Below are 23,389 nucleotides of genomic sequence, written 5' to 3' on the forward strand. Positions count from 1 at the left end.
TCGACTGCCACGGTTTTCACACCGCGCGATACCGTTGAGTTGCTACACGCCAAATAAAAAAGTGGGCAGACGGGATCACCGTCACGCCACCGGAGCTTCCTCCTGTGTGTGCCCACTGGAAGGGATGACCTCCGCGCCACGCGCGGGTTCGCTCAAAATCATCTGCGCGGCCTTTTCCGCGATCACCAGCACCGGCGAGCAACTGTTGCCGGAGGTCAGGCTGGGCATGATCGAAGCATCGGCGATGCGCAGGCCGGGGATGCCGTGCACGCGCAGCTGGCTGTCCACCACCGCGCCCTCGCCCTGCCCCATGCGGCAGGTGCCGGCCGGGTGGAAGATGGTGGTGCCGATTTCGGCGGCGGCGCGGTGCAGGTCTTCCTCGGTCTGGTAGTCCGGGCCGGGTTTGAACTCCACCGGCTGGTAGCGCGCCAGCGCCGGCGCAGCGGCGATGCGGCGGGTGAGGCGAATGGCATCGGCGGCCACCCGCAGGTCCTGCTGGTGGCTCAGGTAATTGGGCTGGATCACCGGCTTGTCGCGCGGGTCCACCGAACGCAATGTCACTGTGCCCCGACTCAGCGGGCGCAGGTCGCACACCGAAGCGGTGAACGCCGGGAAGCTGTGCAGGGGTTCGCCGAAGCGCTCCAGCGACAGCGGCTGCACGTGGTATTCGAGGTTGGCCGAACGCTGGCCGGGGTCGGACTTGGCAAACGCGCCCAGCTGGCTGGGTGCCATGGACAGCGGGCCGCTGCGCTTGAGCAGGTACTCCAGGCCCATGCCCATCTTGCCCCACAGCGTCGAGGCGATCTGGTTCAGCGAGGGCGCGCCGTTCATGCGGTAGATCAGGCGCAGTTGCAGGTGGTCCTGCAGGTTGCCGCCGACGCCGGAAAGCTCATGTCGCACGCCGACGCCGTGCTTCTCCAGCAGATCGCGCGGGCCGATGCCCGAGCGTTGCAGCAGCACCGGCGTGTTGATCGCACCGGCGCAGAGAATCACCTCGCGTTTGGCGCGCAGTTCGCGCCGCGTGCCCTGCCAGTTCACCTTCAGCCCAGCGGCGCGGCCGTTCTCCAGTAGCACGCGCTGTGCCTCGACGTTGGTCAGCACGGTGAGATTAGGCCGGTTGGCGATAGGCCGCAGGAAGGCCTTCGAGGCGTTCCAGCGCACACCGGAGCGCTGATTCACCTGAAAGTAACCGCAGCCCTCGTTGTCGCCGCCATTGAAGTCATCCACCGAGCGGACCCCAGACTGCGCCGCCGCCTCGCGGAAGGCATCGAGGATCGCCCACGACAACCGCTGCTTCTCCACCCGCCATTCGCCGCCCGAGCCGTGCAGCTCGCTCGACCCGGCGAAGTGGTCCTCCATCCTCATGAACAGCGGCAGCAGGTCGTTCCAGGCCCAGCCGGGGTTGCCCTCGGCGGCCCAGCCGTCATAGTCCAGCGCCTGGCCGCGCATGTAGATCATGCCGTTGATCGACGAGCAGCCACCGAGGGTGCGTCCGCGCGGGTACTTGATCGCGCGGCCGTTCAGGCCCGGCACCTGTTCGGTGTCGAAACACCAGTCAGTGCGCGGGTTGCCGATGCAATAGAGGTAGCCGACGGGAATATGGATCCAGGGATAGTTGTCCGGGCCGCCGGCTTCGAGCAGCAGCACGCGGTTGGCAGGGTCGGCGGACAGACGATTGGCCAGCAGGCAGCCGGCGGGGCCCGCGCCGACGATCAGGTAGTCATAAGCATCCAGTGCCTGGGGCATGGAGAAGTACCTCGTCGTGCTTGTTCTTGTTATCTGAAAACCGAGCCTAGTCGTTCGTTCGTGATAAAAGAACAGTCGTTTCGAGTCAGCTGCTGTGCGTTTTCTAACAACAAGGACTGCCGCGATGTTCGACTGGAATGACCTGCGCTACTTCCTGGAGCTGCATCGCAGCGGCCGCCTGCTGACCACCGCCAAGCGCCTGGGCACCACCCACGCCACCGTGGCGCGGCATATCGAGAGCATCGAGCGCGACCTCGGCACCCAGCTGTTCGCCCAGCACACCGGCGGCTACCAGCTCACCCCAGCCGGCCAAGCACTGCTCAAGCACGCCGAGGCCATGGAGAACACCGCCCTCCTCGCTCAGGAGGAAATGAGCCAGGCCATCTCACCGCTGGGGCAGGTGCGCATCGGTGTCACCGAGGGCCTGGGCACCATGTTCCTCGCCCCGCGCCTGGGCGAACTGATGCAGCGCTATCCTGGCCTGGAAGTGGAACTGGTATCGGTGCCGCGCTTCGTCAGCATCACCAACCGCGAAGCAGACATCGCCATCACCCTGGAACGTCCCAGCGCCGACCTGGTCATCAGCCGCCTGCTCACCCGCTACCGCCTGAGCCTGTTCGCCAGCCCCGCCTACCTGGAAAACGCCCCGCCCCTGCGCGACCGCGAAGACCTCAGCCGCCACCCGTGGATCGGCTACGTCGACGACCTGCTGTTCAGCCAGGAACTGCTGTTCCACCACAGTTTCTGCCGCCACCCGCAGGTGGTGTTCCGCAGCACCAGCGTGGTCGCCCAGCAACAGGCCGCCCAGGCTGGCATCGGCATCGCCATCCTCCCGCAGTACATGGGCCTGCACGACCCGCGACTGATGCCGGTGCTGCCGGAGGAGTTCATCGAACGCGAATACTGGATGTGCACCCGGCGCGAACTGCACCGCTCGGTGCGGCTGAGGTTGGTGTGGGATTTCCTGGTGGAAGTCTGCGGGCGTGAGCAGGGGATTCTGGTGGGCGGCCAAACGACGTCATTGGCCTGACCTGTAGGAGCGAGCTTGCTCGCTCCTACAGGGGATAGCGTTATTCGGCGCGGGCCTTCTCGACTTTCTCGGACGCCGACCACAGGCGATAGCGGACCTCGATGTCCTTGGGCACGTAGATCACGATGGGCAGCTTGCTGTTGTAGCGCAGCACGAAACCATCGCCGACCACCGGGACAAAGTCCTTGCGGGTCTTGCCGTCCGGGCAGGCCATCAGGGTGCTGGCCGGGCCGCTGACCTTGTCCAGGCGGTAGTAGGTGTAGCCCCAGCCTTCCAGGGTCTTCTCTTCCAGGCTGCCGCCAAGGCGCTGGCGGTTGCAGTCGACGGTCAGCGTCTTGCCGGCGAGGATCTCGACCTTGAAGTTCTCTTCCTGCGCCTGCTTGGGCAGGTGGATGACCTGGCGCACGAAGCCGTCCTCGGCCTTGGGATAAGGCGCAACGTCTTCCAGCTTGGCGGCGCTGGCGAAGGTGGCGGTGGCGCTGAGCAGCAGCGCGGTGGGGAGGGTGAAACGTACGAACGGCATGAAGCCTCCTTGCAGAAATGAAGAACGAACGCACCGCGTGGTGCGTTCGTCCGAGCGATCTGACCGTCAAACTGTACGAGCGCTCCTACATCTGCGTGCTGAGTTGTATCAAGCCACTTCACCGCCGGCCTTGGCCTGCTGCTCCAGGTGGGCCTGGAGTTCCGGGGCGAGGTTGAGGTTGTAGGCAAGTTCGTCCAGGTAGGTGCGCTCGGTATCCTGCTGATCATCCACCAGCATCACGCTGACCAGGTACATCTCGGCGGCCACGGCCGGGTCGCCCTGGGCAGACTCGGCAACTTCAGCGGCGTCAAGCGGCTTGCGCACCTCGGCGTCGAGCCAGTCCTGCAGCTCCGGCTCATCGGTGTGGCGGGCGATCTCGGCCTGGATGGCGGCTTTTTCCTTTTCATCGATGCGACCGTCGGCCTTGGCGGCGGCGATCATCGCGCGCAGGATCGCATGGCTGTGGGCCTCGGCTTCCGGGCCAGAGAGCTGGTCCACGGTCATCAGCGACTGCTGCTGCGGCGCGGCAGCCGGGTGCTGGCGCTGGTAATTCTGATAAGCCTGGAAGGCCATCATGCCGAGGGAGGCGAGCATGGCGTAGTTGATGCCGCCGCTGCTGCCCGTGCGGCCTTGCGGGGCGCCGCCGCTGTTCATACCGCCCCCGAGCATGCCGCCCAGTACGCCGCCCAGGCCGCCGAGCCCACCGCCGGCGCCGCCGGATGAGCCGCCCAGCAACCCACCCAGCAACCCGCCGAGGCCGCCCAGGCCTCCGGCGCCGCCGCTCTGTTGTGTCGCCGCGCCTTGGCTGCCGCGCAGCAATTGTTCCAGTAGATCTGCAGTGTTCATTGAGTGACCCTCGCCGGCTTGCGTGGCGCGCCGGGCGGCGTCGCCAACCTGTTGCAGCAATGAGCTCTGTCCTGCCTTGAGCAGTTGTTCGAAAAGAGAACCAGCATTCATGAGATGACAACTCTCGCTATGCGTTGGGCAACGATAGTCCCGCCACACCGATGTGCCAGCGCCGTTCGCCGGCCGGGTGTCAGGGCGGGACACCCGGGGCGAAGCCTGCCGCCGCGAGAGTTAGCCAGCCAGGCGATTGTCGCCCGGCGCCGACTTCAGCCGGCGATTGCGAGCAAGGTCACGCGGGGACGGCGTCCAGCGCCTTCTGCGCCTGGGCTTCCAGTTCGACCTTGAGGCCGGCATCAAGGCTCAACTGGCGGGCTAGCTCGTCGAGGTAGGCACGTTCCATGTAGCTGGTCTCGTCGACCATCAGCAGGCTGGCCAGGTACATCTCGGCGGCCATTTCCTCGCTGGTGGCGGCGCGGGCGACTTCGGCCGGGTCCAGCGGTTTGGCCAGTTCGCGGTCCAGCCAGCCCTGCAGTTCGACGTCGCCGGTGAGCTTGGCGATCTCGCCGTCGATCAGCTGGCGTTCGCGATCATCGATATGTCCGTCGGCCTTCGCGGCAGCGACGATGGCTCGCAGGATGGCATGGCTGTGCTGCTCGGCCTGCACCGGGGGCAGGCGGTCGACGGTCTGCGGCTCGCCGCGCGGGGCACTGGCCTGCTTCTGCTGCCAGTTGCCGTAGGCCTTGTAGGCAAGCACGCCAAGCGCCGCGAGGCCACCATAGGTGACGACGTTGCCGCCGATCTTGCGCGCCTTCTTGCTGCCCATCAGCAGGCCCAGCGCGCCCGCCGCCAGGGCGCCACCACCGGCACCGGAGAGCAGGCTGCCCAGGTCCAGGCCGCCGCCTTTGCCGGACGAAGAGGACTGCTGGGCACCGTCCTGCCGGGCCACGCCCTTGCTCTGCAGGAGGTCCTGGCCGGATCTGAGGAGCTGGTCGAGCAGGCCGCGAGTGTTCATGGCGATCTCCACTGTCTATCGAAAATTGTGGATTCCGACTCTAGTCCAGCGCGCCTCAGTGGCGCAGCGACAGTGTGCTTCCGGATATTGCGGGCTATTACCGGCGGGTCCGCAGGGCAAATGGGCCGCTTTCATTCGATTTAAAAGAATGCTCCTATATATTTTTGATAATCAACAATGAGAGGCGCCGAGACCGGCTAGACAAGGCTCTAGATCGCGGCTCCGCGCACCAGCGGCCAATCACCATGATGACGCTCCGCCAGATACGCCACTTCATCGCTGTCGCCGAGACCGGTTCGATATCCGCCGCCGCCCAGGCGGTGTTCATTTCCCAGTCCACCCTGACCCTCGCCATCCAGCAACTGGAGGAGGAGATCGGCGTGCGCCTGTTCGACCGCCACGCCAAGGGCATGACCCTGACCCACCAGGGCCACCAGTTCCTGCGCCAGGCGCACCTGATCCTGGCCACGGTAGAGAACGCCAAGCGCAGCCTGCAGCAGAGCACCGACCAGGTGGCCGGCAGCCTGACCATCGGCGTGACCAGCCTGGTAGCGGGTTACTACCTGGCGGACCTGATCAACCGCTTCCAGCGCGCCTACCCCAACGTGCAGACCCGCGTGGTGGAGGACGAGCGCCCGTACATCGAGCACCTGCTGGTGAGCGGCGAGATCGACGTCGGCGTGCTGATCCTCTCCAACCTGGAAGACCGCCACGCCCTGCAGACCGAGGTGCTGACCCACTCGCCGCACCGTCTGTGGCTGCCGGCGCAGCACCCGCTGCTGGAGCGCGACAGCATCGGCCTGGCCGATGTGGCGGGCGAGCCATTGATCCAGCTGAACGCCGACGAGATGGGCCTGCACACCCAGCGCATCTGGTCCCGCGCCGGGCTGGTACCGCAGGTGACGCTGCGCACAGCGTCGGTGGAGGCGGTGCGAAGCCTGGTGGCCGCTGGTCTGGGCCTATCGATCCAGCCGGACATGACCTACCGCCCCTGGTCGCTGGAAGGCGACATCATTGAGGCGCGGCCGCTGGTGGACCTGTCCGAGCCGCTCGACGTTGGCCTGGCGTGGCGTCGCGGTACTGCGCGGCCGGCACTGGTGGACCCTTTCCTTACCGTCGCCCGTGAACAACCCAACGCAAAACGCCTTTCGATCTAAAGGCTTACAGCATTCGATTTTATCGAACGCCGCTTTCAGTAATTAGAATTTGTCGACCCCACGCCCGGACTCTAGTCTCTGCCCTCATACAAAGGGCCAGCTCCGGGTATAGCCCCATCCGGAGCACGCAGATGGCCACCGAAAACAAGACAGATAAAAGACGAGTTTCCAAGATGACCGGCGCAACCCTGCACACCGCCCTGCTGATCGACGGCCAACTGGTCGCCGGCGAAGGCATGGCCGAGCCGATCATCAACCCGACCACGGGCGAAATCGTTGTCAGCATCGCCGACGGCTCCCTGGATCAGGTCGAGCAGGCCATCGCTGCCGCGCACCGCGCCTTCCCCGCCTGGGCCCGCACCACACCCGCACAGCGCGCCACCGCCCTGCTCGCCATCGCCGACGCCATCGACAAGCGCGCGAATGACCTCGCCCAGCTGGAATCGCTGAACTGCGGCAAGCCGCTGCACCTGGCGCGCCAGGACGACATCCCGGCTACCGCAGACGTGTTCCGCTTCTTCGCCGGCGCCGTGCGCTGCCAGCAGGGCCAGCTCGCCGGCGAATACGTGCCCGGCCACACCAGCATGGTGCGCCGCGACCCGGTAGGCGTGGTCGCGTCGATTGCGCCCTGGAACTACCCGCTGATGATGGCCGCGTGGAAGATCGCTCCCGCGCTGGCCGCCGGCAACACCCTGGTGTTCAAGCCGTCCGAGCACACTCCGCTGAGCATCCTGGCGCTGGCCCCGGCACTGGCGGAAATTCTCCCCGCCGGCGTGATCAACATTGTCTGCGGCGGCGGCGAAGGCGTCGGCAGCCACCTGGTCAGCCACCCGAAGGTGCGCATGGTCTCGCTGACCGGCGATATCGTCACCGGGCAGAAGATTCTCCAGGCCGCCGCGCGCACCCTCAAACGCACCCACCTGGAACTGGGCGGCAAGGCGCCGGTGATCGTCTGCAACGACGCCGACCTCGAAGCCGTGGCCCAGGGCGTGCGCACCCACGGTTACTACAACGCCGGGCAGGACTGCACCGCCGCCTGCCGCATCTATGCGCAGGCCGGTATCCATGACCGCCTCGTCGCCGAACTGGGCGACGCCGTGGCCAGCATCCGCTTCGCTCGCAAGCGCGATGCTGACAACGAGATCAGCCCGCTGATCAGCGCTCGCCAGCGCGACCGCGTCGCCAGCTTCGTCGAACGCGCCCTCGGCCAGCCGCACATCGAGCGCGTCACCGGCGCCGCCGTGCATTCGGGCCCCGGCTTCTACTACCAGCCGACCCTGCTGGCCGGCTGCAAGCAGCAGGACGAGATCGTTCAGCGCGAAGTGTTCGGCCCGGTGGTCACCGTGACCCGCTTCGACCAGCTGGAACAGGCGGTGGACTGGGCCAACGACTCCGAATACGGCCTGGCCTCCTCGGTGTGGACGCAGAACCTGGACAAAGCCTTCCAGATCGCCAACCGCCTGCAATACGGCTGCACCTGGATCAACACCCATTTCATGCTCGCCAGCGAGATGCCCCACGGCGGGCTCAAGCGCTCGGGCTACGGCAAGGACCTGTCCAGCGACTCGCTGCAGGACTACAGCGTGGTGCGCCACATCATGGCGCGCCACGGCCAGCAACTGGATTGAACGACCCGGCGGCGCCCCCGCCGGACCATAAGAAAGCACCCCGGCGAAGCGGCGCGCCCGCTCGCACGAGGGTGGTTGCTCGATTGAACTGCCCCACCAATAGAGACAACAACGAGAGGGAGACACCCGATGCGCAAGACCGCACTGCTCAGTGCCATCACCACCGCCCTGCTGGCCAGCGCCGGCGTCCAGGCCGCCGAGGCCCTGAAGGAAGTCGGCAAAGGCGAAGGCCGCCTGGACATCATCGCCTGGCCCGGCTACATCGAGCGCGGCCAGTCCGACAAGAACTACGACTGGGTCACCCAGTTCGAGAAGGACACCGGCTGCCAGGTCAACGTGAAGACCGCTGCCACCTCGGATGAGATGGTCAGCCTGATGGCCAAGGGCGGCTACGACCTGGTCACCGCATCCGGCGATGCCTCCCTGCGCCTGATCTACGGCAAGCGCGTGCAGCCGATCGATCCGTCGCTGATCCCCAACTGGAAGAACATCGACCCGCGCCTGAAGGACGCCGCCTGGTACGTGGTCAACGGCAAGACCTACGGCGCGCCGTACCAGTGGGGCCCGAACCTGCTGATGTACAACACCAAGGTCTTCCCCACCGCGCCGGACAGCTGGAAGGTCGTGTTCGACGCCCAGAACCTGCCCGACGGCAAGCCGAACAAGGGCCGCGTGCAGGCCTACGACGGCCCGATCTACGTTGCCGACGCCGCGCTGTACCTGAAGGCGACCCAGCCGGAGCTAGGCATCACCGATCCGTACCAGCTCGACGAGAAGCAGTACGCCGCCGTGGTCGACCTGCTGCGCAAGCAGCATGACCTGATCCACCGCTACTGGCACGACACCACCGTGCAGATGAGCGACTTCAAGAACGAAGGCGTCGCCGCTTCCAGCGCCTGGCCGTACCAGGCCAACGCCCTGAAAGCCGAAGGTCAGCCGATCGCCACCGTGTTCCCGAAAGAAGGCGTCACCGGCTGGGCCGACACCACCATGCTGCACGCCGATGCCCAGCACCCCAGCTGCGCCTACAAGTGGCTGAACTGGTCGCTGGAACCCAAGGTCCAGGGCGACGTGGCCGCCTGGTTCGGTTCGGTGCCGGCGGTACCGGCCGGCTGCAAGGCCAGCACCCTGCTGGGCGCCGAGGGCTGTGCCACCAACGGCTACGACCAGTTCGACAAGATCGCCTTCTGGAAGACCCCGCAGGCTGAAGGCGGCAAGTTCGTGCCGTACAGCCGCTGGACCCAGGACTACATCGGGATCATGGGCGGCCGTTAAAAGTCATCAGGTAGCTGCTGCGCGGCCCTGATCCGCGCCCGGGCAGTGCTCGGAATCCTCACGTACTAAAGTACGCTGCGGTTCCTGTGCGCTGGCCGGACGCGGCTGAGGGCCTGCTCGCGACGCTTCCTGAAAGACTTTTCCCCCTACTTTCTTGTACCGATTCACCCGTATCTCAGATTCACGGGCAGGGCTCCCCTACGCCGGATTCCTGCCCCTTGGAGCGTGCACCATGACCACTCCCGCTGTTCAATTCACCCAGGTCTCCCGCCAGTTCGGCGACGTCAAGGCCGTTGACCGGGTGTCCATCGACATCAAGGACGGCGAGTTCTTCTCCATGCTCGGCCCGTCGGGCTCGGGCAAGACCACCTGCCTGCGCCTGATCGCCGGCTTCGAGCAACCCAGCGCAGGCTCCATCCGCATCCATGGTGAGGAGGCCGCGGGCCTACCGCCCTACCAGCGCGACGTCAACACGGTGTTCCAGGACTACGCGCTGTTCCCGCACATGAGCGTGCTCGAGAACGTCGCCTACGGCCTGAAGGTGAAAGGCGTCGGCAAGGCCGAACGCCTCAAGCGTGCCGAAGAAGCCCTCGGCATGGTCGCCCTGGGCGGCTATGGCGTGCGCAAGCCGGTACAGCTCTCCGGCGGCCAGCGCCAGCGCGTCGCCCTGGCCCGCGCCCTGGTGAACCGTCCGCGCGTACTGCTGCTGGACGAACCCCTGGGCGCCCTCGACCTCAAGCTGCGCGAGCAGATGCAGAGCGAGCTGAAGAAGCTTCAGCGCCAGCTGGGCATCACCTTCATTTTCGTCACCCACGACCAGAGCGAAGCGCTGTCCATGTCCGACCGCGTCGCGGTGTTCAACAAGGGTCGCATCGAGCAGGTCGACACCCCGCGCAACCTCTACATGAAACCGGCCACCCCGTTCGTGGCGGAATTCGTCGGCACCTCCAACGTGCTGCGCGGCGACCTCGCCCAGGGCCTGACCGGCAATACCCAGCCCTTCTCCATCCGTCCCGAGCACATCCGTTTCGCCAACGGCGAGCGCAGCGCCTCGGACATCGAGATCAGCGGCCTGCTGCACGACATCCAGTACCAGGGCGCGGCGACCCGCTACGAGATCCGTCTCGACAACGGCCAGAACCTCTGCCTCAGCCAGGCCAACAGCCAGTGGGCCGACATCGACCTCGCCCACCAGCCGGGCCAGCGCGTGACCGCCCGCTGGGCGCGCGAGGCGATGGTGGTGCTGAACGAGGGCGCGTGACATGGAACTGACGATGAACGCACCGGTGCCGCAGGCCAGCAATGGCCCGCTGCGCCGCCTGTGCAACCTGCTCTACCGCAAGCCGACGCTGTATCTTTCGCTGCTGCTGATCCCGCCGCTGTTGTGGTTCGGCGCGATCTACCTCGGCTCGCTGCTGACGCTGCTATGGCAGGGTTTCTACACCTTCGACGATTTCACCATGACGGTGACGCCGGACCTGACCTGGGCCAACTTCGGCTCGCTGCTCAGCGGCTCCAACTTCGACATCATCCAGCGCACCGTGCTGATGGCGGTCGCGGTGTCCATCGCCAGCGGCGCGGTGGCCTTCCCCATCGCCTACTACATGGCGCGCTACACCACCGGCAAGACCAAGGCGTTCTTCTACATCGCCGTGATGATGCCGATGTGGGCCAGCTACATCGTCAAGGCTTATGCCTGGACCCTGCTGCTGGCCAAGGGTGGCGTCGCCATGTGGTTCGTCCAGCACCTCGGTCTTGAGCCAGTGTTGAACCTGCTGCTGGGCATTCCGGGCATCGGTGGCAACACCCTGTCCACCTCCAGCTTCGGGCGCTTCCTGGTGTTCGTGTACATCTGGCTGCCGTTCATGATCCTGCCGATCCAGGCCTCCCTGGAACGCCTGCCGCCGTCACTGCTGCAAGCCTCGGCCGACCTCGGCGCGCACCCGCGGCAGACCTTTTTCCAGGTCATCCTGCCGCTGTCGATCCCCGGTATCGCCGCCGGCTCGATCTTCACCTTCAGCCTGACCCTGGGCGACTTCATCGTGCCGCAGCTGGTGGGCCCGCCGGGCTACTTCATCGGCAGCATGGTCTACGCCCAGCAGGGCGCGATCGGCAACATGCCGATGGCCGCCGCCTTCACCCTGGTGCCCATCGTACTGATCGCGGTCTATCTCTCCATCGTCAAACGTCTGGGGGCCTTCGATGCACTCTGAGAAAGCTTCCTGGGGGCTCAAAGCAGCCGCCTGGGGCGGGCTGGTGTTCCTGCACTTCCCGATCCTGATCATCTTCCTGTACGCCTTCAACACCGAGGACGCGGCCTTCAGCTTCCCGCCCAAGGGCTTCACCCTGCACTGGTTCAGCGTCGCCTTCGCGCGGCAGGACGTGCTCGAAGCCATCGAGCTGTCGGTGAAGATCGCCAGCGTCGCCACGCTGATCGCCATGTTCCTGGGCACCCTGGCCGCGGCCGCGCTGTACCGCCGCGACTTCTTCGGCAAGGAAGGCATCTCGCTGATGCTGATCCTGCCGATCGCCCTGCCCGGCATCATCACCGGCATCGCGCTGCTCTCGGCGTTCAAGACCCTCGGCATCGAGCCCGGCTTCCTGACCATCGTCATCGGCCACGCCACCTTCTGCGTGGTGATCGTCTACAACAACGTCATCGCGCGCTTCCGCCGCACTTCGCACAGCCTCATCGAAGCCTCGATGGACCTCGGCGCCGATGGCTGGCAGACCTTCCGCTACGTGATCCTGCCCAACCTCGGCTCGGCGCTGCTGGCGGGCGGCATGCTGGCGTTCGCGCTGTCCTTCGACGAAATCATCGTCACCACCTTCACCGCCGGCCATGAACGCACCCTGCCGATCTGGCTGCTCAACCAGCTGGGCCGCCCGCGCGACGTGCCGGTGACCAACGTGGTGGCGATGCTGGTGATGATCGTGACCATGCTGCCGATCCTCGGCGCCTACTACCTGACCAAGGGTGGTGAGGGCGTGGCGGGGAGCGGCAAGTAAGTCAACAGAACCCCTCAGGCCCGCCGGCCCGTTCGCCGGCAGGCCCCTTAAAAAGAAATACCCGAACCGAATTTGCACCACGCTCCTGAGCTAGAGGACTCAACCATGCAAACCAATCTGCTGATCAACGGCCAACTGGTCGCTGGCGAAGGCGAGAAGCTCGCCGTCCTGAACCCGTCGCTGGGTACCACCCTGGTGGAAATCGCCGAGGCCACCCCGGCCCAGGTCGATGCCGCCGTGCTGGCCGCCGACGCCGCCTTCGACAGCTGGTCGCAGACCGCGCCGAAGGACCGCTCCCTGCTCCTGCTGGCACTGGCCGACGCCATCGACGCCAACGCCGAGGAACTGGCCCGCCTGGAATCCAACAACTGCGGCAAGCCCTACTCCGCCGCGCTGAACGACGAACTGCCGGCCGTCGCCGACGTGTTCCGCTTCTTCGCCGGCGCCTGCCGCGTGATGCAGGGCTCCGCCGCCGGCGAATACCTGCCGGGCCACACGTCGATGATCCGCCGCGACCCGGTGGGCGTGGTTGCCTCCATCGCGCCGTGGAACTACCCGCTGATGATGGTCGCGTGGAAACTCGGCCCGGCCCTGGCCGCCGGCAACACCGTGGTGCTCAAGCCCTCCGAGCAGACCCCGCTGACCGCCCTGCGCCTGGCCGAACTGATGGCCGGCATCTTCCCCGCCGGTGTGGTCAACCTGGTGTTCGGCCGTGGCCCGACCGTCGGCGAGCCGCTGACCACCCACCCGAAAGTGCGCATGGTGTCCCTGACCGGTTCGGTCGCCACCGGCAGCCGGATCATCGCCGGCACCGCCGACACCGTGAAGCGCATGCACATGGAACTGGGCGGCAAGGCCCCGGTGCTGATCTTCGACGACGCCGACATCGACGCCGCCGTGGAAGGTATCCGCACCTTCGGCTTCTACAACGCAGGACAGGATTGCACCGCCGCCTGCCGCATCTACGCGCAGAAAGGCGTCTACGCCAAGTTCGTGCAGAAGCTCGGCGAAGCGGTGGCCAGCATCCAGTACGGCGAGCAGGACGACCCGAACACCGAACTGGGCCCGGTCATCACCGAGCAGCACCTGGAGCGCGTCATCGGCTTCGTCGAGCGCGCCCGCCAGGTGCCGCACATCGAAGTGGTCACCGGCGGCAAGCGTGCCGACCGCGCGGGCTTCTTCTTCGAACCGACCGTGCTCGCCGGCGCCCGCCAGGACGACGAAGTGGTCCGCCGCGAAATCTTCGGCCCGGTGGTGTCGGTCACCGAGTTCGAGGACGAAGCACAGGCGCTGGCCTGGGCAAACGACTCCGACTACGGCCTGGCCTCCTCGGTGTGGACCAGCGACATCGGCCGCGCCCATCGCCTGTCCGCCCGCCTGCAGTACGGCTGCACCTGGGTCAACACGCACTTCATGCTGACCACCGAGATGCCCCACGGCGGCATGAAGCTGTCGGGCTACGGCAAGGACATGTCCATGTACGGCCTGGAGGATTACACCGCCATCCGTCACGTGATGATCAAACATTAAGCAGTAAGAAGTCGGGCCCTCACACGAGGGCCCGATGCTTTACGGCGCCCCGCTCGACCGGGACCGCCGCGCGGCCACGCATGCCGCAACCCCTTCCGGGCGGAAGGGTAAAACCATGACAGCCCGTGCCCCGGGCCATCACCTTGCAAGGACTTCCCATGACCATCACCCGCCGCGACTTCCTCAACGGCGTTGCCCTCACCATCGGCGCAGGCCTCACCCCGCTGCAACTTCTCCAGGCCGCCCCCTCCGGCTGCTACTACCCGCCCGCCCTCACCGGCATGCGCGGCAGCCATCCCGGCGCGTTCGAGGTCGCGCACCAGATGGGCTGGGAGAAGAAGGTATTCGATACCGATGGCCTGAAGATCGAGGAGCAGTACGACCTGGTGGTGGTCGGCGGCGGCATAAGCGGCCTGTCCGCAGCCTGGTTCTACCGGCAGAAGCACCCCAAGGCGCGCGTGCTGATCATCGAGAACCACGACGACTTCGGCGGCCACGCCAAGCGTAATGAGTTCCAGGCCGGCGGCCGGATGATCCTCGGCTACGGCGGCAGCGAAGCCTTCCAGTCGCCCAAGCACCTGTACAGCGACACGGTGAACAAGCTGCTCAAGCAGCTCAACGTCGACGTGGACCGCTTCCAGACCGCCTTCGACCGCGACTTCTACCCGAACCTGGGCCTGTCGCGCGGCGTGTTCTTCGACAAGGCCGGCTTCGGCGAGGCGAAGATGGTGTCCGGCGACCCGACGCCCATGGTGGCCGACGACATCGCCCCGGAAAAACTCAACGCCCGCAGCTGGCGCGCGTTCATCTCCGACTTCCCGCTGCACGAGGCCGACCGCCAGGCGCTGATCGACCTGCACGAAGCGCCGAAGGACTACCTCGCCGGCAAGACACGCGAGGAGAAGGAAGCGCACCTAGCCAAGACCAGCTACCAGGACTTCCTGCGTAAGGACGTCGGCCTGAGCGAAGCCGCCACCCGCTACTTTCTCAGTCGCACCAACGACTTCTCGGCGCTGAGCATCGACGCCGTCCCCGCCGATTCGGCCTACTCCGTGGGCTTCCCCGGCTTCGCCGCCATGGACCTCTCGCCCATCAGCGAGGAAGCCAAGGCCGAGATGGAAGAGCCGTACATCTACCACTTCCCCGACGGTAACGCCTCGCTGGCGCGCCTGCTGGTGCGCGGCCTGATTCCGGGCGTGGCGCAAGGCTTGGACATGAACGACATCGTCCTGGCCACCTTCGACTATTCGAAACTGGATCAGCCGAAGAACGCCGTGACCCTGCGCCTGAACAGCACCGCTGTCAGCGTGAAGAACCGCGACGGCGGCGTGGACGTCGGCTACAGCCGCGCCGGCGCCCTGCACCGCGTGCGCGCCAAGCACTGCGTGCTGGCCTGCTACAACATGATCATCCCCTACATCCTGCGCGACCTCTCCGCCGAGCAGAGCCACGCCCTGGCGCAGAACGTGAAGTTCCCGCTGGTGTACACCAAGGTGGTGATCCGCAACTGGCAGAGCTTCATGAAGCTGGGCGTGCACGAGATCTACGCGCCGAGCCAGCCCTACAGCCGCGTGAAGCTGGACTACCCGGTGGACATCGGCGGCTACAGCCACCCGCGCGACCCGAACCAGCCCATCGGCCTGCACATGGTCTACGTGCCCACCAGCCCGAACTCCGGCATGGATGCGCGCACCCAGGCCCGCGTCGGCCGCGGCAAGCTCTACGCCATGCCTTTCGAAAAGATGGAAGAGATGATCCGCGACCAGCTGCAGGCCATGCTCGGCCCGGCTGGCTTCGACCATCAGAAGGATATCCAGGCGATCACCATCAACCGTTGGTCGCACGGCTATTCGTACTTCTCCAACAGCCTCTTCGATGATGAGCAAGAGAGCGAAAAACTGATGAACCTGGCTCGCACCAAGGTCGGCAACGTCACCATCGCCAACTCCGATGCCGCCTGGGACGCCTATGCCCACGCAGCCATCGACGAAGCCTGGCGCGCGGTGGGCGAACTGGCCTGAAGAATCCGGCGCCGCGTACCACGCGGCGCCGCACTTAACGGCCGTCCGGCCGACAACCCGCGGGCACGCCCGCAACGGAGGCAAGCATGCGTCACCTCGTCAGAGCGTTTTACCTGCTGTCGCTGTTCACCTTTGCCGGCCTCGTACAGGCCGCAGAGTCGCCCAAACAGATAGTCGACGCCTACATGGCCGCGTGGAACGCCCACGATGCCGAGAAGGCCGCCGGCTACCTGGCCAAGGATGCGGAGTACTTCGACGTTACCGTCGGCGCCCCGCAGAAGGGCCGCGATGCCGCGCGTGACAACGTGATCAAGGTGTTCGTGGGGGCCGTTCCGGACCTGAAGTGGAAGATGAACGGCAAGCCGATCGTCGACAAGGACGGCATCGCCTTCCAGTGGACCTTCAGCGGCATCAACACCGGCGCCTGGGATGCCCAGACCCCGGCGACCAACAAGCCGCTGTCGTTCGACGGTGTGAGCTACGTGAAGGTAAAGGACGGCAAGATCGTCTATCAGGGCGACTACTACGACGCCCTGGGCCTGCACAAGCAGCTCGGCTGGTAAGGCCCGTGCTCGCATAAATGCCCCTCACCCTAACCCTCTCCCAGAGGGAGAGGGGACCGTTCGGCGCAGGATGAAACCAAAGCCACAGCCGACACGGACTGCCCCCTCTCCCTCGGGAGAGGGTTGGGGTGAGGGGGAAGCGCTGGCACGAAGTCCTACATAGAAACGTAGGGTGCATAACCCGGAACGGGTTATCCGCCGCCATCCTACGACCAGCGTCCTGCAAGACAGCCGCGTCTCCGGGCGCAGCTGCACAAGAAGAAGACAAGCCCTCGCCTACCCCTGCCCTCCACCGCCACTGCAGTGTCCCAAACCATGTCAATCACACTCGAACCACGGCCCGCCAAGGCCGAAGACAGCTCCAGCACCCGCTCCACCATTGACCAGGTCAAGCAACTGATCGCCGATATGAACGTGCGCTGGACCGAGATCAGCAAGGTTTCCGAAGTCATCAAGCAGATCGCCAAGAACACCAACCTGGTGGCGCTTAATGCCGCCATCGAAGCCGCGCGCGCCGGGGAAAGCGGCCGTGGCTTCGCGGTGGTCGCCGATGAGGTGCGCCGCCTGGCGACACAGTCGGCCAACGCCACCGCCGACATCGGCAACGTCGTCGCCTCGATCAAGAGCGAGAGCGCCCGCGCCCTGGCCGACGTCGAACAGGCCGAGCACTCCAGCCTGCTGGACACCGCCCGCGTGGTGCTCGCCAGCGAGGCCCAGCGGCTGGAAGCGCGCTTCGCCATCATGGCCACCGCGCTCTACGGCCTGAAGCACTTCATCCTCGGCATGAAGAGCCGCAACCTCGGCCCGCAGCGTGAGCAGATCGACGCGGTGATGCACGAATACCTGACCCGCAACCCCGAGCTGCTGGCCTTCGCCTGCGGTTGCGAGCCCAATGCCTTCGATGGCCGCGATGCCGAGTTCATCAACACGCCCGGCCACGACGCCAGCGGGCGTCTGATGGCTTACTGGCACCGTGGCAGTGGCGTCGCCCAGCGTGAATGCCTGGTGGGCTACGACAAGGCCGACGGCAGCGGCGACTGGTACCAGATCCCCCGCGACAAGGGCCGCGACGTGTTCATGGAGCCTTACGAGTACAGCGTCGGCGGCAGCACCGTGCTGATGACCTCATTCATGTCACCGATGTATTCCAACGGCCGCTTCCTCGGCATTCTGGGCGCCGACTACACCCTGCACCAGCTGCAGGAAAGCCTCGGCAAGCTGAGCCCAATGGGCAATGGCCAGTACACGCTGCTGTCCAACGCCGGCATCTATGTCACCCACCCGGACGCCAAGCGTCTGGGCGACAAGGCCGGCGAGCTGCCGCAGGAAGCACGCAACGCCATCGCCCAGGGCCGCGGCTGGGAACAGGTCAAGGGCCGCCGCGTGCAATTGCTGCATCCCATCCGCGTGGGCGACAGCGATGCGCCCTGGGCGCTGATGATGAGCTTCGAGCTGGCGCAGGCCGGCGAATAAGCGCCAGACGATGGCGTCGTTCGCGAGCAAGCTCGCTCCTACAAGGCCGGCTCCAGAGCGGAGGCAGGCTGTAGGAGCGAGCTTGCTGGCGAACCCTGGCTCGACCTACGTCCGCTGGGGCAACTCGGTGATATGGATTTCCGTCACCAGCGCCGGCTTCACCAGCGGCGTGCGCGACAGCAGCGGGCAGAAGCGCGACAACGCACCAATCAGCTCCCACTGGGTATCCAGGGATTGCGCCAGCACATCCACATCCGCCAGCACCCGCTGGCCCACGCGCTGCAGGTGCGGGTCGGGACTATGGCCGAGCTCCACCGACAACTGGGTAATCAGCGTGCTGAGGTTGGACATGTTGCGGGTGGCAAGGGCGAGGATGTTCGCCAGCAGGGCGATTTCCGATTGCGGGATGACAGCAGGCGTTGCAGATGCGTCCATGCGTGCTCTAGTGGTGCTCTAGTGGTGCTCTAGTGGTGCTCTAGTGGGTAGTGGCGCAATCCTTGCGCGAGCGTGGCCAGAGTAGCATCAGAACGCCACTGTGCGACAGATATCACATTTCATTTCTTTTCCTGACCTACTGGTCACACCTCCTGAACGAGCACGCCGACAGCTGTCGCAAAGCGCGACCTGATCCTCAAATTCCCACCCCGGCGACGGAATCCACCCGGCGCATTTGAGCCCTGGAAAGCGGCTTTCTATGATCCGCGGCCATTTTCGAACATTGAATGCCTGCTTCTCGTCGAACACGGCAACCCGTTTCCAGTACGAGGGCCAGGCCTTTTCTTCACCCCCTTGAAGATGCCGCCCGATGGAACCCACCGCGAAGTCTCCCCGCCTCCAAGACACCCGGACGCCTCCGGGCACTCCGCGACCCGATTCGGTGCCCATCGATTCCCTGAGCTCATGGGACGGTCCGGGCACCGCCTACACCGTCATGCCACGCCCCGCAGTCCCATCACCATCTCCCGTTCGGCCACCCCAGAAGCAGGAACCGTCCGAACCTTTGCCAGCGTCCATCCCCCGCCGCTCTGTGCCCGGAGCATTCGTGAATGGGCTGCTGATCGTCGGCGTTGCTGCCTGCGTCCTGCTGGCGGCGCTCTGGAAGGCCGGAACATTCGACAACACCTTCGTCGCCCCTGCAGACCACGAGCCAAGCATTCAGCCTCCTGCGCAAGCGCAGAGCATGGACAACCGCGAAGAAAGTACCGTGACCGTTACCCAGGAACCGATGGATGACGAGCCGGCGCTGCCCACATTCTCCGAGCCTGAGCTGGATGAACTGCCCGCCCCGGCGGCTTATGAGCGTCAGCTCTCGCCGGACGATGCCGCCGTCACGCAAGTGGCGCCCGCCACGCCGAGCATTGAAAAACCAACTCCTGTACCTGCAACGGGCCCTTCTTCAGCAAAGGATTCGGCACGCAGGCAGGTGGAACGCAAGCAACCGACGCCCCCGTCGCCCGCTGATACCGTGCGGACGATACCGTCCGATACCGCCGCCATCGCCCGCACGAGACCGACCAGCCCGGAAAAACCACGCAACACGCCGGCGCCCGCCACGTTCGGCACGCTGATCGTCGGAGTCCAGCCGTGGGCCGAGGTCTGGATCGACGGTCGCAAGCGCGGCATCAGCCCGCCGCTGTTCACGCTGCAACTGCCACCTGGTCTCTATACCGTCGAGCTGCGCAATCCCGACCTGCCCAGCTACAGCCAGAAGGTGCAGATAGCCGCCGGCCAGTCGGTGACGCTGCGACACAGCTTCCAGTGAGCGCCGGCAGGCCCCTTATCCGCAAACGGACAGCCCCATGAAGACTCTGCAAACTCTTTCGGCATCGCTGCTGGTCGCCTTTCTGGCGCTAGCGTCAGGCTGCCGGAGCCAACTCGAAGAACCGCCCGCAACGCCCACGGACGATACCCAGGCCAACGCGGAGAGCACCTTGGCCGAAGGCTTGCGGCTGTATGAGGCGGGGCACTACTACCTTGCCGAAGAACAGTTCCTCGCGCCGCCCTTGTGGGCCGGCGATACCCAGGTGAAGCTGAACGCGCTCAAGTACCTCGCATTCAGCTATTGCGTGACCGAGCGGCCGATCCAGTGCCGCTTCGCCTTCGACCGCGCCTTGCAGCTCGACCCGACCTTCCACCTGGGAACCGCAGAAGCGAGTCATCCTCTCTGGGGCCCTGTGTTCGTCCTGGCGGCGCGCCGTTGAACCTTTCCGCCGATAGCGAGGCCCCTATGTCTTTTACTCACCGGTCAGGCCGCCTTGGCCTGGCGCTGGCCCTTCTGGGCGTACTGCCGCTAACCCAGGCCGACACACATGAGAGCCTGAGCGCCGCCGTCGAGAGCCTGTGGAGTGGCGAGCAGGTTTCCATCAGCGTGCTGAGCTCCAGCTTCACCCAGCAGGTGTCGAAGGCCGGGAGCGAGTACCGCACAGAGGTGAAGAACGCACCGACCTATCTGCAAACCGCCGGGGAGTCAGCCTGGGTCATCGCAGGCAGGAAGCGTTTCAATGCCGTCGCCACGCCTTGGGGCAACTTCCCCCGGCTGGACATGCGCAATGCCCGCCTGCTGGCCATCGAGTTGCCGAAAAAGCGCTACCAGGTACTGGCCAGCTCCGGAGCTGGCCTGTTCGGCGTCGGCGACTGGCAGCGCTATGGGTTTCTCCAGGTGATCGACGTCAGCACGCCATCCGCGCCGGCCTTCTATCCGCTTTACGCCGAGGCCAACCTGGGGGAGCACGCCCTGGGGCGCCTGGCGGACTCCCCGGTGCTCAACTATGCGCGACTGGTGCCCGCCAGCCGAAGCAAGGCCGGCGAGATCATTGCTTATGAAGTCGCGCTTTACGCGCTTGGCCGCAAAGGCCCGGAGCGCGTGCTAAGGGAAGGCGTTCCGCTGGCGTACCTGCTCAGGCACGAAGGCGACGGCTGGACCATCGACAGCGTGGAGCGCACGCCGGTGACGACAGCGCTGGACGAAGGGCATCGCCCATTCACCACCCCGCTCCGCCCGCCGCTGTTCTCGGTGAGGGAAAACGACCCGCAATGAGCGGCTGCCGCACGGGCGGCGCCTGACTCATCGGTGGGAGGGAAAGGTTGAGGCACGCAGTGCTGGCCCGCGCGACCAGGTCAAACGTCAAACCTGGCCGTATGCCTTGCGCTTGGGCGTGCCGCGTTGCGCGGCGCGCAAGTACTGAGCCGGCCATGGCACCGGCTGGCCGCCCAGTTCATCAGCGGCATGCAGCGGCCAGTACGGATCGCGCAGCAGCTCACGGGCCAGCAGGATCAGGTCTGCCTGTCCGGTGCGCAGGATGTGCTCGGCCTGCACCGGCTCGGTGATCATCCCCACGGTGCCGCTGGCGACGCCCGCCTCCTTGCGTACCCGCTCGGCGAACTGCGTCTGGTAACCCGGCCCCACGGGAATCTCGGCGTTCACTGCGGTACCGCCGGAGGACACATCGATCAGGTCCACGCCCAGGTTCTTCAGACGGCGCGCCAGCTCTACGGTCTCGTCGGGGTTCCAGCCATCCTCCACCCAATCGGTAGCGGACAAGCGGACAAACAGCGGCAGCTCCTGCGGCCAGACCGCGCGCACGGCTTCGGTGACTTCAAGGAGGAAGCGGATGCGATTCTCGAAACAGGTGCCGTACTGATCGCGGCGCTGGTTGGAAAGCGGCGAAAGGAACTGGTGCAGCAGGTAACCGTGGGCGGCATGCACCTCTGCAATCTTGAAGCCGGCGGCCAGGGCCCGCTCGGCGCCGCGCACGAACTGGTGCTTGATGGTCGCCATCTGCTCTTCGCTCAGGGCGATGGGCGCGGTGTGCTGCGGGTCGAAGGCGATGGCCGAGGGCGCCACCGGCGTCCAGCCGCCTTCGCTGATCGGCACCGATCCGTGCTTGCCCAGCCACGGCGCCCAGGTGCTCGCCTTGCGGCCGGCGTGGGCCAGTTGCACGCCGGCAACCGCGCCCTGGGATTCGATGAAGCGGGTGATGCGCCGCAGCGGCTCAACCTGTTCGTCGCTCCAGATGCCCAGGTCCTCGGCGCTGATCCGCCCTTCCGGGGCGACCGCCGTGGCCTCGACTATCACCAGACCGGCGCCGCCAACGGCGCGGCTGCCCAGATGCACCAGGTGCCAGTCGTTGGCCAGGCCGTCCTGGGCGGAGTACTGGCACATGGGGGAAACAGCGATGCGGTTGGACAGGGTCAGCTGGCGCAGGGTCAGGGGCTCGAACAACTGGCTCATGGTGGCACTCCCTCTCTGGTCTTCAGATCTTGTCCTACAACTGTAGACCGGGATCGCCTAAGGATAGGCCCAGATGATAGGTGGCTCCGTCGCAGCCGCGACACCTGCAACCGGACGGAAACGCCGGCTCCCCCTTGTAGGAGCGCGCCATGCGTGCGATCGCGGACATGACCCGCTCCTATAGGGAGATTCGCCGCTGTCAGTGCACCTCGTTGGACTTTCCCATGGCGGCCACAGCGCCCGCCGCCAGACTGTAGCGCTTGTTCGTGTCGCGCTCGAGCAGGCCGGAGAGATGCAGACGGCGCAGGGTCTGGCTGACGCAGCTGAGGGAGATGGGCAGGCCCGGCTCCTCCAGATAGGCATGCAGCTCGACCGCGGTCGCCTTGCCGCAGATCACCAGCGCATCGAGGATGTTCAGCCGCGGCAGGCTGCTGCGCAGACCGGCGTGCTCCAGCAGTTGCCGGGCCGGGCGCGGCAGACGCGGCTGCACTGGCGTACTGACTTTCATCGCAGCTCTCATTTGCGCACCTCGAAAGACAGTGTGGAAACATGGATCACGCTGTCATAGCGCTTGCCCTCGATGCTGGCGCCGCCATTGACCTGGGCGGAAACCTCCAGCACATAGCGCGCCGGGAACGGCGTGATCAGGGTCACCGTGCCGTCCGCCGCCGGTTTCAGGCTGCGAGTCCACTGCTCGGAGGTGTAAACGTTGACCTGCGAGGCCGGCACTACGGTGCCTTTCCAGTGCAGGGCGAAGGTATTGCCGCCGGGCGTGGTGGGCACCAGTTCAAGATCATTCTGCGCCCGGGTTTCGGTCCGCCCCTCGCGTGCCTGATAGATGGTCAGCGTGCTGCCTTCGGCGCGCTGGGCGGCAACGCGCAGGTCGCCCGCCGGAGCGCTGCCGATCTCGAAAGAGTCGACCCCGGCCTTCAGCGTTGCGGTCTTGCCCTCGCCCAGCACGAGGTGGGGGTCCTGCAACTGGGCCACCGGCAGGTGTTCTCCGGGCTGCAGTTCGCTGAAATAGCTTTTCGCGCTCTGGCCTGCACCGCGCTCCAGCCACAGGTAGTCCGCGTTGGCCAATGGCACGCAGCTCAAGGCCAGAGCCAGCAGCACGGGCTGGCGAAGGGAAACGTTCATGAGGGGATTCTCCTGTCTGGGCGCTACTGGAAAGAAACGTCGTTCGCATCCGTTGCGAATCGATCGCTTTCACATAACAAGACGGATGAGCCGCGAAAAACACGCACCGAAAATGTGTAAGGAAATGGAAAAGACCGGGAAAAACCTTCCGAAACATTTGTTTGCAACTGCACATGGCCGGTTTTTCGATCTCATCCGTCCTTACATC

The 23,389-nt window shown here is 65.7% G+C and carries 22 protein-coding genes and 1 pseudogene; 15 read left to right on the plus strand and 8 right to left on the minus strand.

Annotation, left to right across the window (positions count from 1 at the left end):
• Window positions 1-81: 81 nt before the first annotated feature.
• Window positions 82-1,746 (minus strand): GMC family oxidoreductase, encoded by a 1,665-nt coding sequence (locus ACIPK7_RS09540; protein WP_401087346.1) that lies wholly within the window; start codon window positions 1,744-1,746, stop codon window positions 82-84.
• Window positions 1,747-1,870: 124 nt separating this feature from the next.
• Between ACIPK7_RS09540 and ACIPK7_RS09545 the strand changes: the two genes are divergently transcribed.
• Window positions 1,871-2,776: a LysR family transcriptional regulator gene (locus ACIPK7_RS09545; protein ID WP_192436189.1), complete on the plus strand. Its 906-nt coding sequence runs from the start codon at window positions 1,871-1,873 to the stop codon at window positions 2,774-2,776.
• 40 nt (window positions 2,777-2,816) lie between these two features.
• On the opposite strand, the gene eco is transcribed toward ACIPK7_RS09545, so the two are convergent.
• The 3 genes from eco to ACIPK7_RS09560 form a co-directional block, all read right to left on the minus strand.
• Entirely contained in the window at window positions 2,817-3,299 is a 483-nt protein-coding gene (eco, locus tag ACIPK7_RS09550; RefSeq protein ID WP_401087348.1) for a serine protease inhibitor ecotin, read from the minus strand.
• A 108-nt stretch (window positions 3,300-3,407) separates the two neighbouring features.
• The gene (locus ACIPK7_RS09555) at window positions 3,408-4,145 is read right to left on the minus strand and encodes a tellurite resistance TerB family protein (protein ID WP_401087350.1); all 738 of its coding nucleotides are present in this window, start codon (window positions 4,143-4,145) and stop codon (window positions 3,408-3,410) included.
• 289 nt (window positions 4,146-4,434) lie between these two features.
• Window positions 4,435-5,157, minus strand: coding sequence for a tellurite resistance TerB family protein (locus ACIPK7_RS09560; protein WP_401087352.1), 723 nt, complete (start codon window positions 5,155-5,157; stop codon window positions 4,435-4,437).
• Window positions 5,158-5,402: 245 nt separating this feature from the next.
• Here ACIPK7_RS09560 and ACIPK7_RS09565 point away from each other — a divergent pair, with 245 nt between their 5' ends.
• The 11 genes and pseudogenes from ACIPK7_RS09565 (at window position 5,403) to ACIPK7_RS09615 (ending at window position 17,813) form a co-directional block, all read left to right on the plus strand.
• Window positions 5,403-6,314, plus strand: coding sequence for a LysR family transcriptional regulator (locus ACIPK7_RS09565; RefSeq protein WP_184587549.1), 912 nt, complete (start codon window positions 5,403-5,405; stop codon window positions 6,312-6,314).
• A gap of 173 nt (window positions 6,315-6,487) precedes the next feature.
• Window positions 6,488-7,942, plus strand: a complete 1,455-nt coding sequence (locus tag ACIPK7_RS09570; protein ID WP_401087354.1) for a gamma-aminobutyraldehyde dehydrogenase — start codon at window positions 6,488-6,490, stop codon at window positions 7,940-7,942.
• A gap of 129 nt (window positions 7,943-8,071) precedes the next feature.
• Window positions 8,072-9,217 (plus strand): putative ABC transporter substrate-binding protein YdcS, encoded by a 1,146-nt coding sequence (gene ydcS, locus ACIPK7_RS09575; protein ID WP_401087356.1) that lies wholly within the window; start codon window positions 8,072-8,074, stop codon window positions 9,215-9,217.
• Between the two features lie 232 nt (window positions 9,218-9,449).
• Window positions 9,450-10,478: an ABC transporter ATP-binding protein gene (locus tag ACIPK7_RS09580; RefSeq protein ID WP_401087358.1), complete on the plus strand. Its 1,029-nt coding sequence runs from the start codon at window positions 9,450-9,452 to the stop codon at window positions 10,476-10,478.
• 1 nt (window position 10,479) lies between these two features.
• Window positions 10,480-11,430, plus strand: coding sequence for an ABC transporter permease (locus ACIPK7_RS09585; protein ID WP_081517783.1), 951 nt, complete (start codon window positions 10,480-10,482; stop codon window positions 11,428-11,430).
• Window positions 11,420-12,226, plus strand: coding sequence for an ABC transporter permease (locus tag ACIPK7_RS09590; protein WP_192224871.1), 807 nt, complete (start codon window positions 11,420-11,422; stop codon window positions 12,224-12,226). The genes ACIPK7_RS09585 and ACIPK7_RS09590 overlap by 11 nt, the downstream gene beginning before the upstream one ends.
• A 105-nt stretch (window positions 12,227-12,331) precedes the next feature.
• The gene (locus tag ACIPK7_RS09595) at window positions 12,332-13,756 is read left to right on the plus strand and encodes a gamma-aminobutyraldehyde dehydrogenase (protein ID WP_401087361.1); all 1,425 of its coding nucleotides are present in this window, start codon (window positions 12,332-12,334) and stop codon (window positions 13,754-13,756) included.
• A 158-nt stretch (window positions 13,757-13,914) separates the two neighbouring features.
• Window positions 13,915-15,777 (plus strand): FAD-dependent oxidoreductase, encoded by a 1,863-nt coding sequence (locus tag ACIPK7_RS09600; protein WP_401087363.1) that lies wholly within the window; start codon window positions 13,915-13,917, stop codon window positions 15,775-15,777.
• 86 nt (window positions 15,778-15,863) lie between these two features.
• On the plus strand, window positions 15,864-16,340 hold the full coding sequence (locus tag ACIPK7_RS09605) for an ester cyclase (protein ID WP_401087365.1): 477 nt from the start codon (window positions 15,864-15,866) through the stop codon (window positions 16,338-16,340).
• 315 nt (window positions 16,341-16,655) lie between these two features.
• A pseudogene (locus ACIPK7_RS09610) lies at window positions 16,656-16,949 on the plus strand (methyl-accepting chemotaxis protein); the annotation flags it as partial.
• 87 nt (window positions 16,950-17,036) lie between these two features.
• Entirely contained in the window at window positions 17,037-17,813 is a 777-nt protein-coding gene (locus tag ACIPK7_RS09615) for a cache domain-containing protein (protein WP_401087405.1), read from the plus strand.
• 105 nt (window positions 17,814-17,918) lie between these two features.
• Here the strand turns inward: ACIPK7_RS09615 and ACIPK7_RS09620 are convergent, their stop codons facing one another.
• On the minus strand, window positions 17,919-18,248 hold the full coding sequence (locus ACIPK7_RS09620; RefSeq protein WP_401087367.1) for a hypothetical protein: 330 nt from the start codon (window positions 18,246-18,248) through the stop codon (window positions 17,919-17,921).
• A 607-nt stretch (window positions 18,249-18,855) separates the two neighbouring features.
• Here ACIPK7_RS09620 and ACIPK7_RS09625 point away from each other — a divergent pair.
• The 3 genes from ACIPK7_RS09625 to ACIPK7_RS09635 are packed head-to-tail and all read left to right on the plus strand — an operon-like array spanning window position 18,856 to window position 20,850.
• Window positions 18,856-19,575 (plus strand): PEGA domain-containing protein, encoded by a 720-nt coding sequence (locus tag ACIPK7_RS09625; protein ID WP_192436176.1) that lies wholly within the window; start codon window positions 18,856-18,858, stop codon window positions 19,573-19,575.
• 37 nt (window positions 19,576-19,612) lie between these two features.
• Window positions 19,613-20,014 carry a TssQ family T6SS-associated lipoprotein gene (locus tag ACIPK7_RS09630; RefSeq protein ID WP_192436175.1) on the plus strand — a complete coding sequence of 134 codons (402 nt, stop codon included), beginning with the start codon at window positions 19,613-19,615 and terminating at the stop codon, window positions 20,012-20,014.
• A 26-nt stretch (window positions 20,015-20,040) separates the two neighbouring features.
• Window positions 20,041-20,850 carry a hypothetical protein gene (locus tag ACIPK7_RS09635; RefSeq protein ID WP_192436174.1) on the plus strand — a complete coding sequence of 270 codons (810 nt, stop codon included), beginning with the start codon at window positions 20,041-20,043 and terminating at the stop codon, window positions 20,848-20,850.
• Window positions 20,851-20,937: 87 nt separating this feature from the next.
• Here the strand turns inward: ACIPK7_RS09635 and ACIPK7_RS09640 are convergent, their stop codons facing one another.
• From ACIPK7_RS09640 to ACIPK7_RS09650, 3 genes are all read right to left on the minus strand, one after another.
• Entirely contained in the window at window positions 20,938-22,044 is a 1,107-nt protein-coding gene (locus ACIPK7_RS09640) for an NADH:flavin oxidoreductase/NADH oxidase (protein ID WP_192436173.1), read from the minus strand.
• A gap of 199 nt (window positions 22,045-22,243) precedes the next feature.
• On the minus strand, window positions 22,244-22,552 hold the full coding sequence (locus ACIPK7_RS09645) for a transcriptional repressor (RefSeq protein WP_401087370.1): 309 nt from the start codon (window positions 22,550-22,552) through the stop codon (window positions 22,244-22,246).
• Between the two features lie 8 nt (window positions 22,553-22,560).
• Window positions 22,561-23,181: a hypothetical protein gene (locus ACIPK7_RS09650; RefSeq protein WP_401087372.1), complete on the minus strand. Its 621-nt coding sequence runs from the start codon at window positions 23,179-23,181 to the stop codon at window positions 22,561-22,563.
• Window positions 23,182-23,389: the final 208 nt, after the last annotated feature.

The sequence above is a fragment of the Pseudomonas sp. NPDC086581 genome, assembly GCF_044746165.1.
Taxonomy (GTDB): Bacteria; Pseudomonadota; Gammaproteobacteria; order Pseudomonadales; family Pseudomonadaceae; genus Pseudomonas.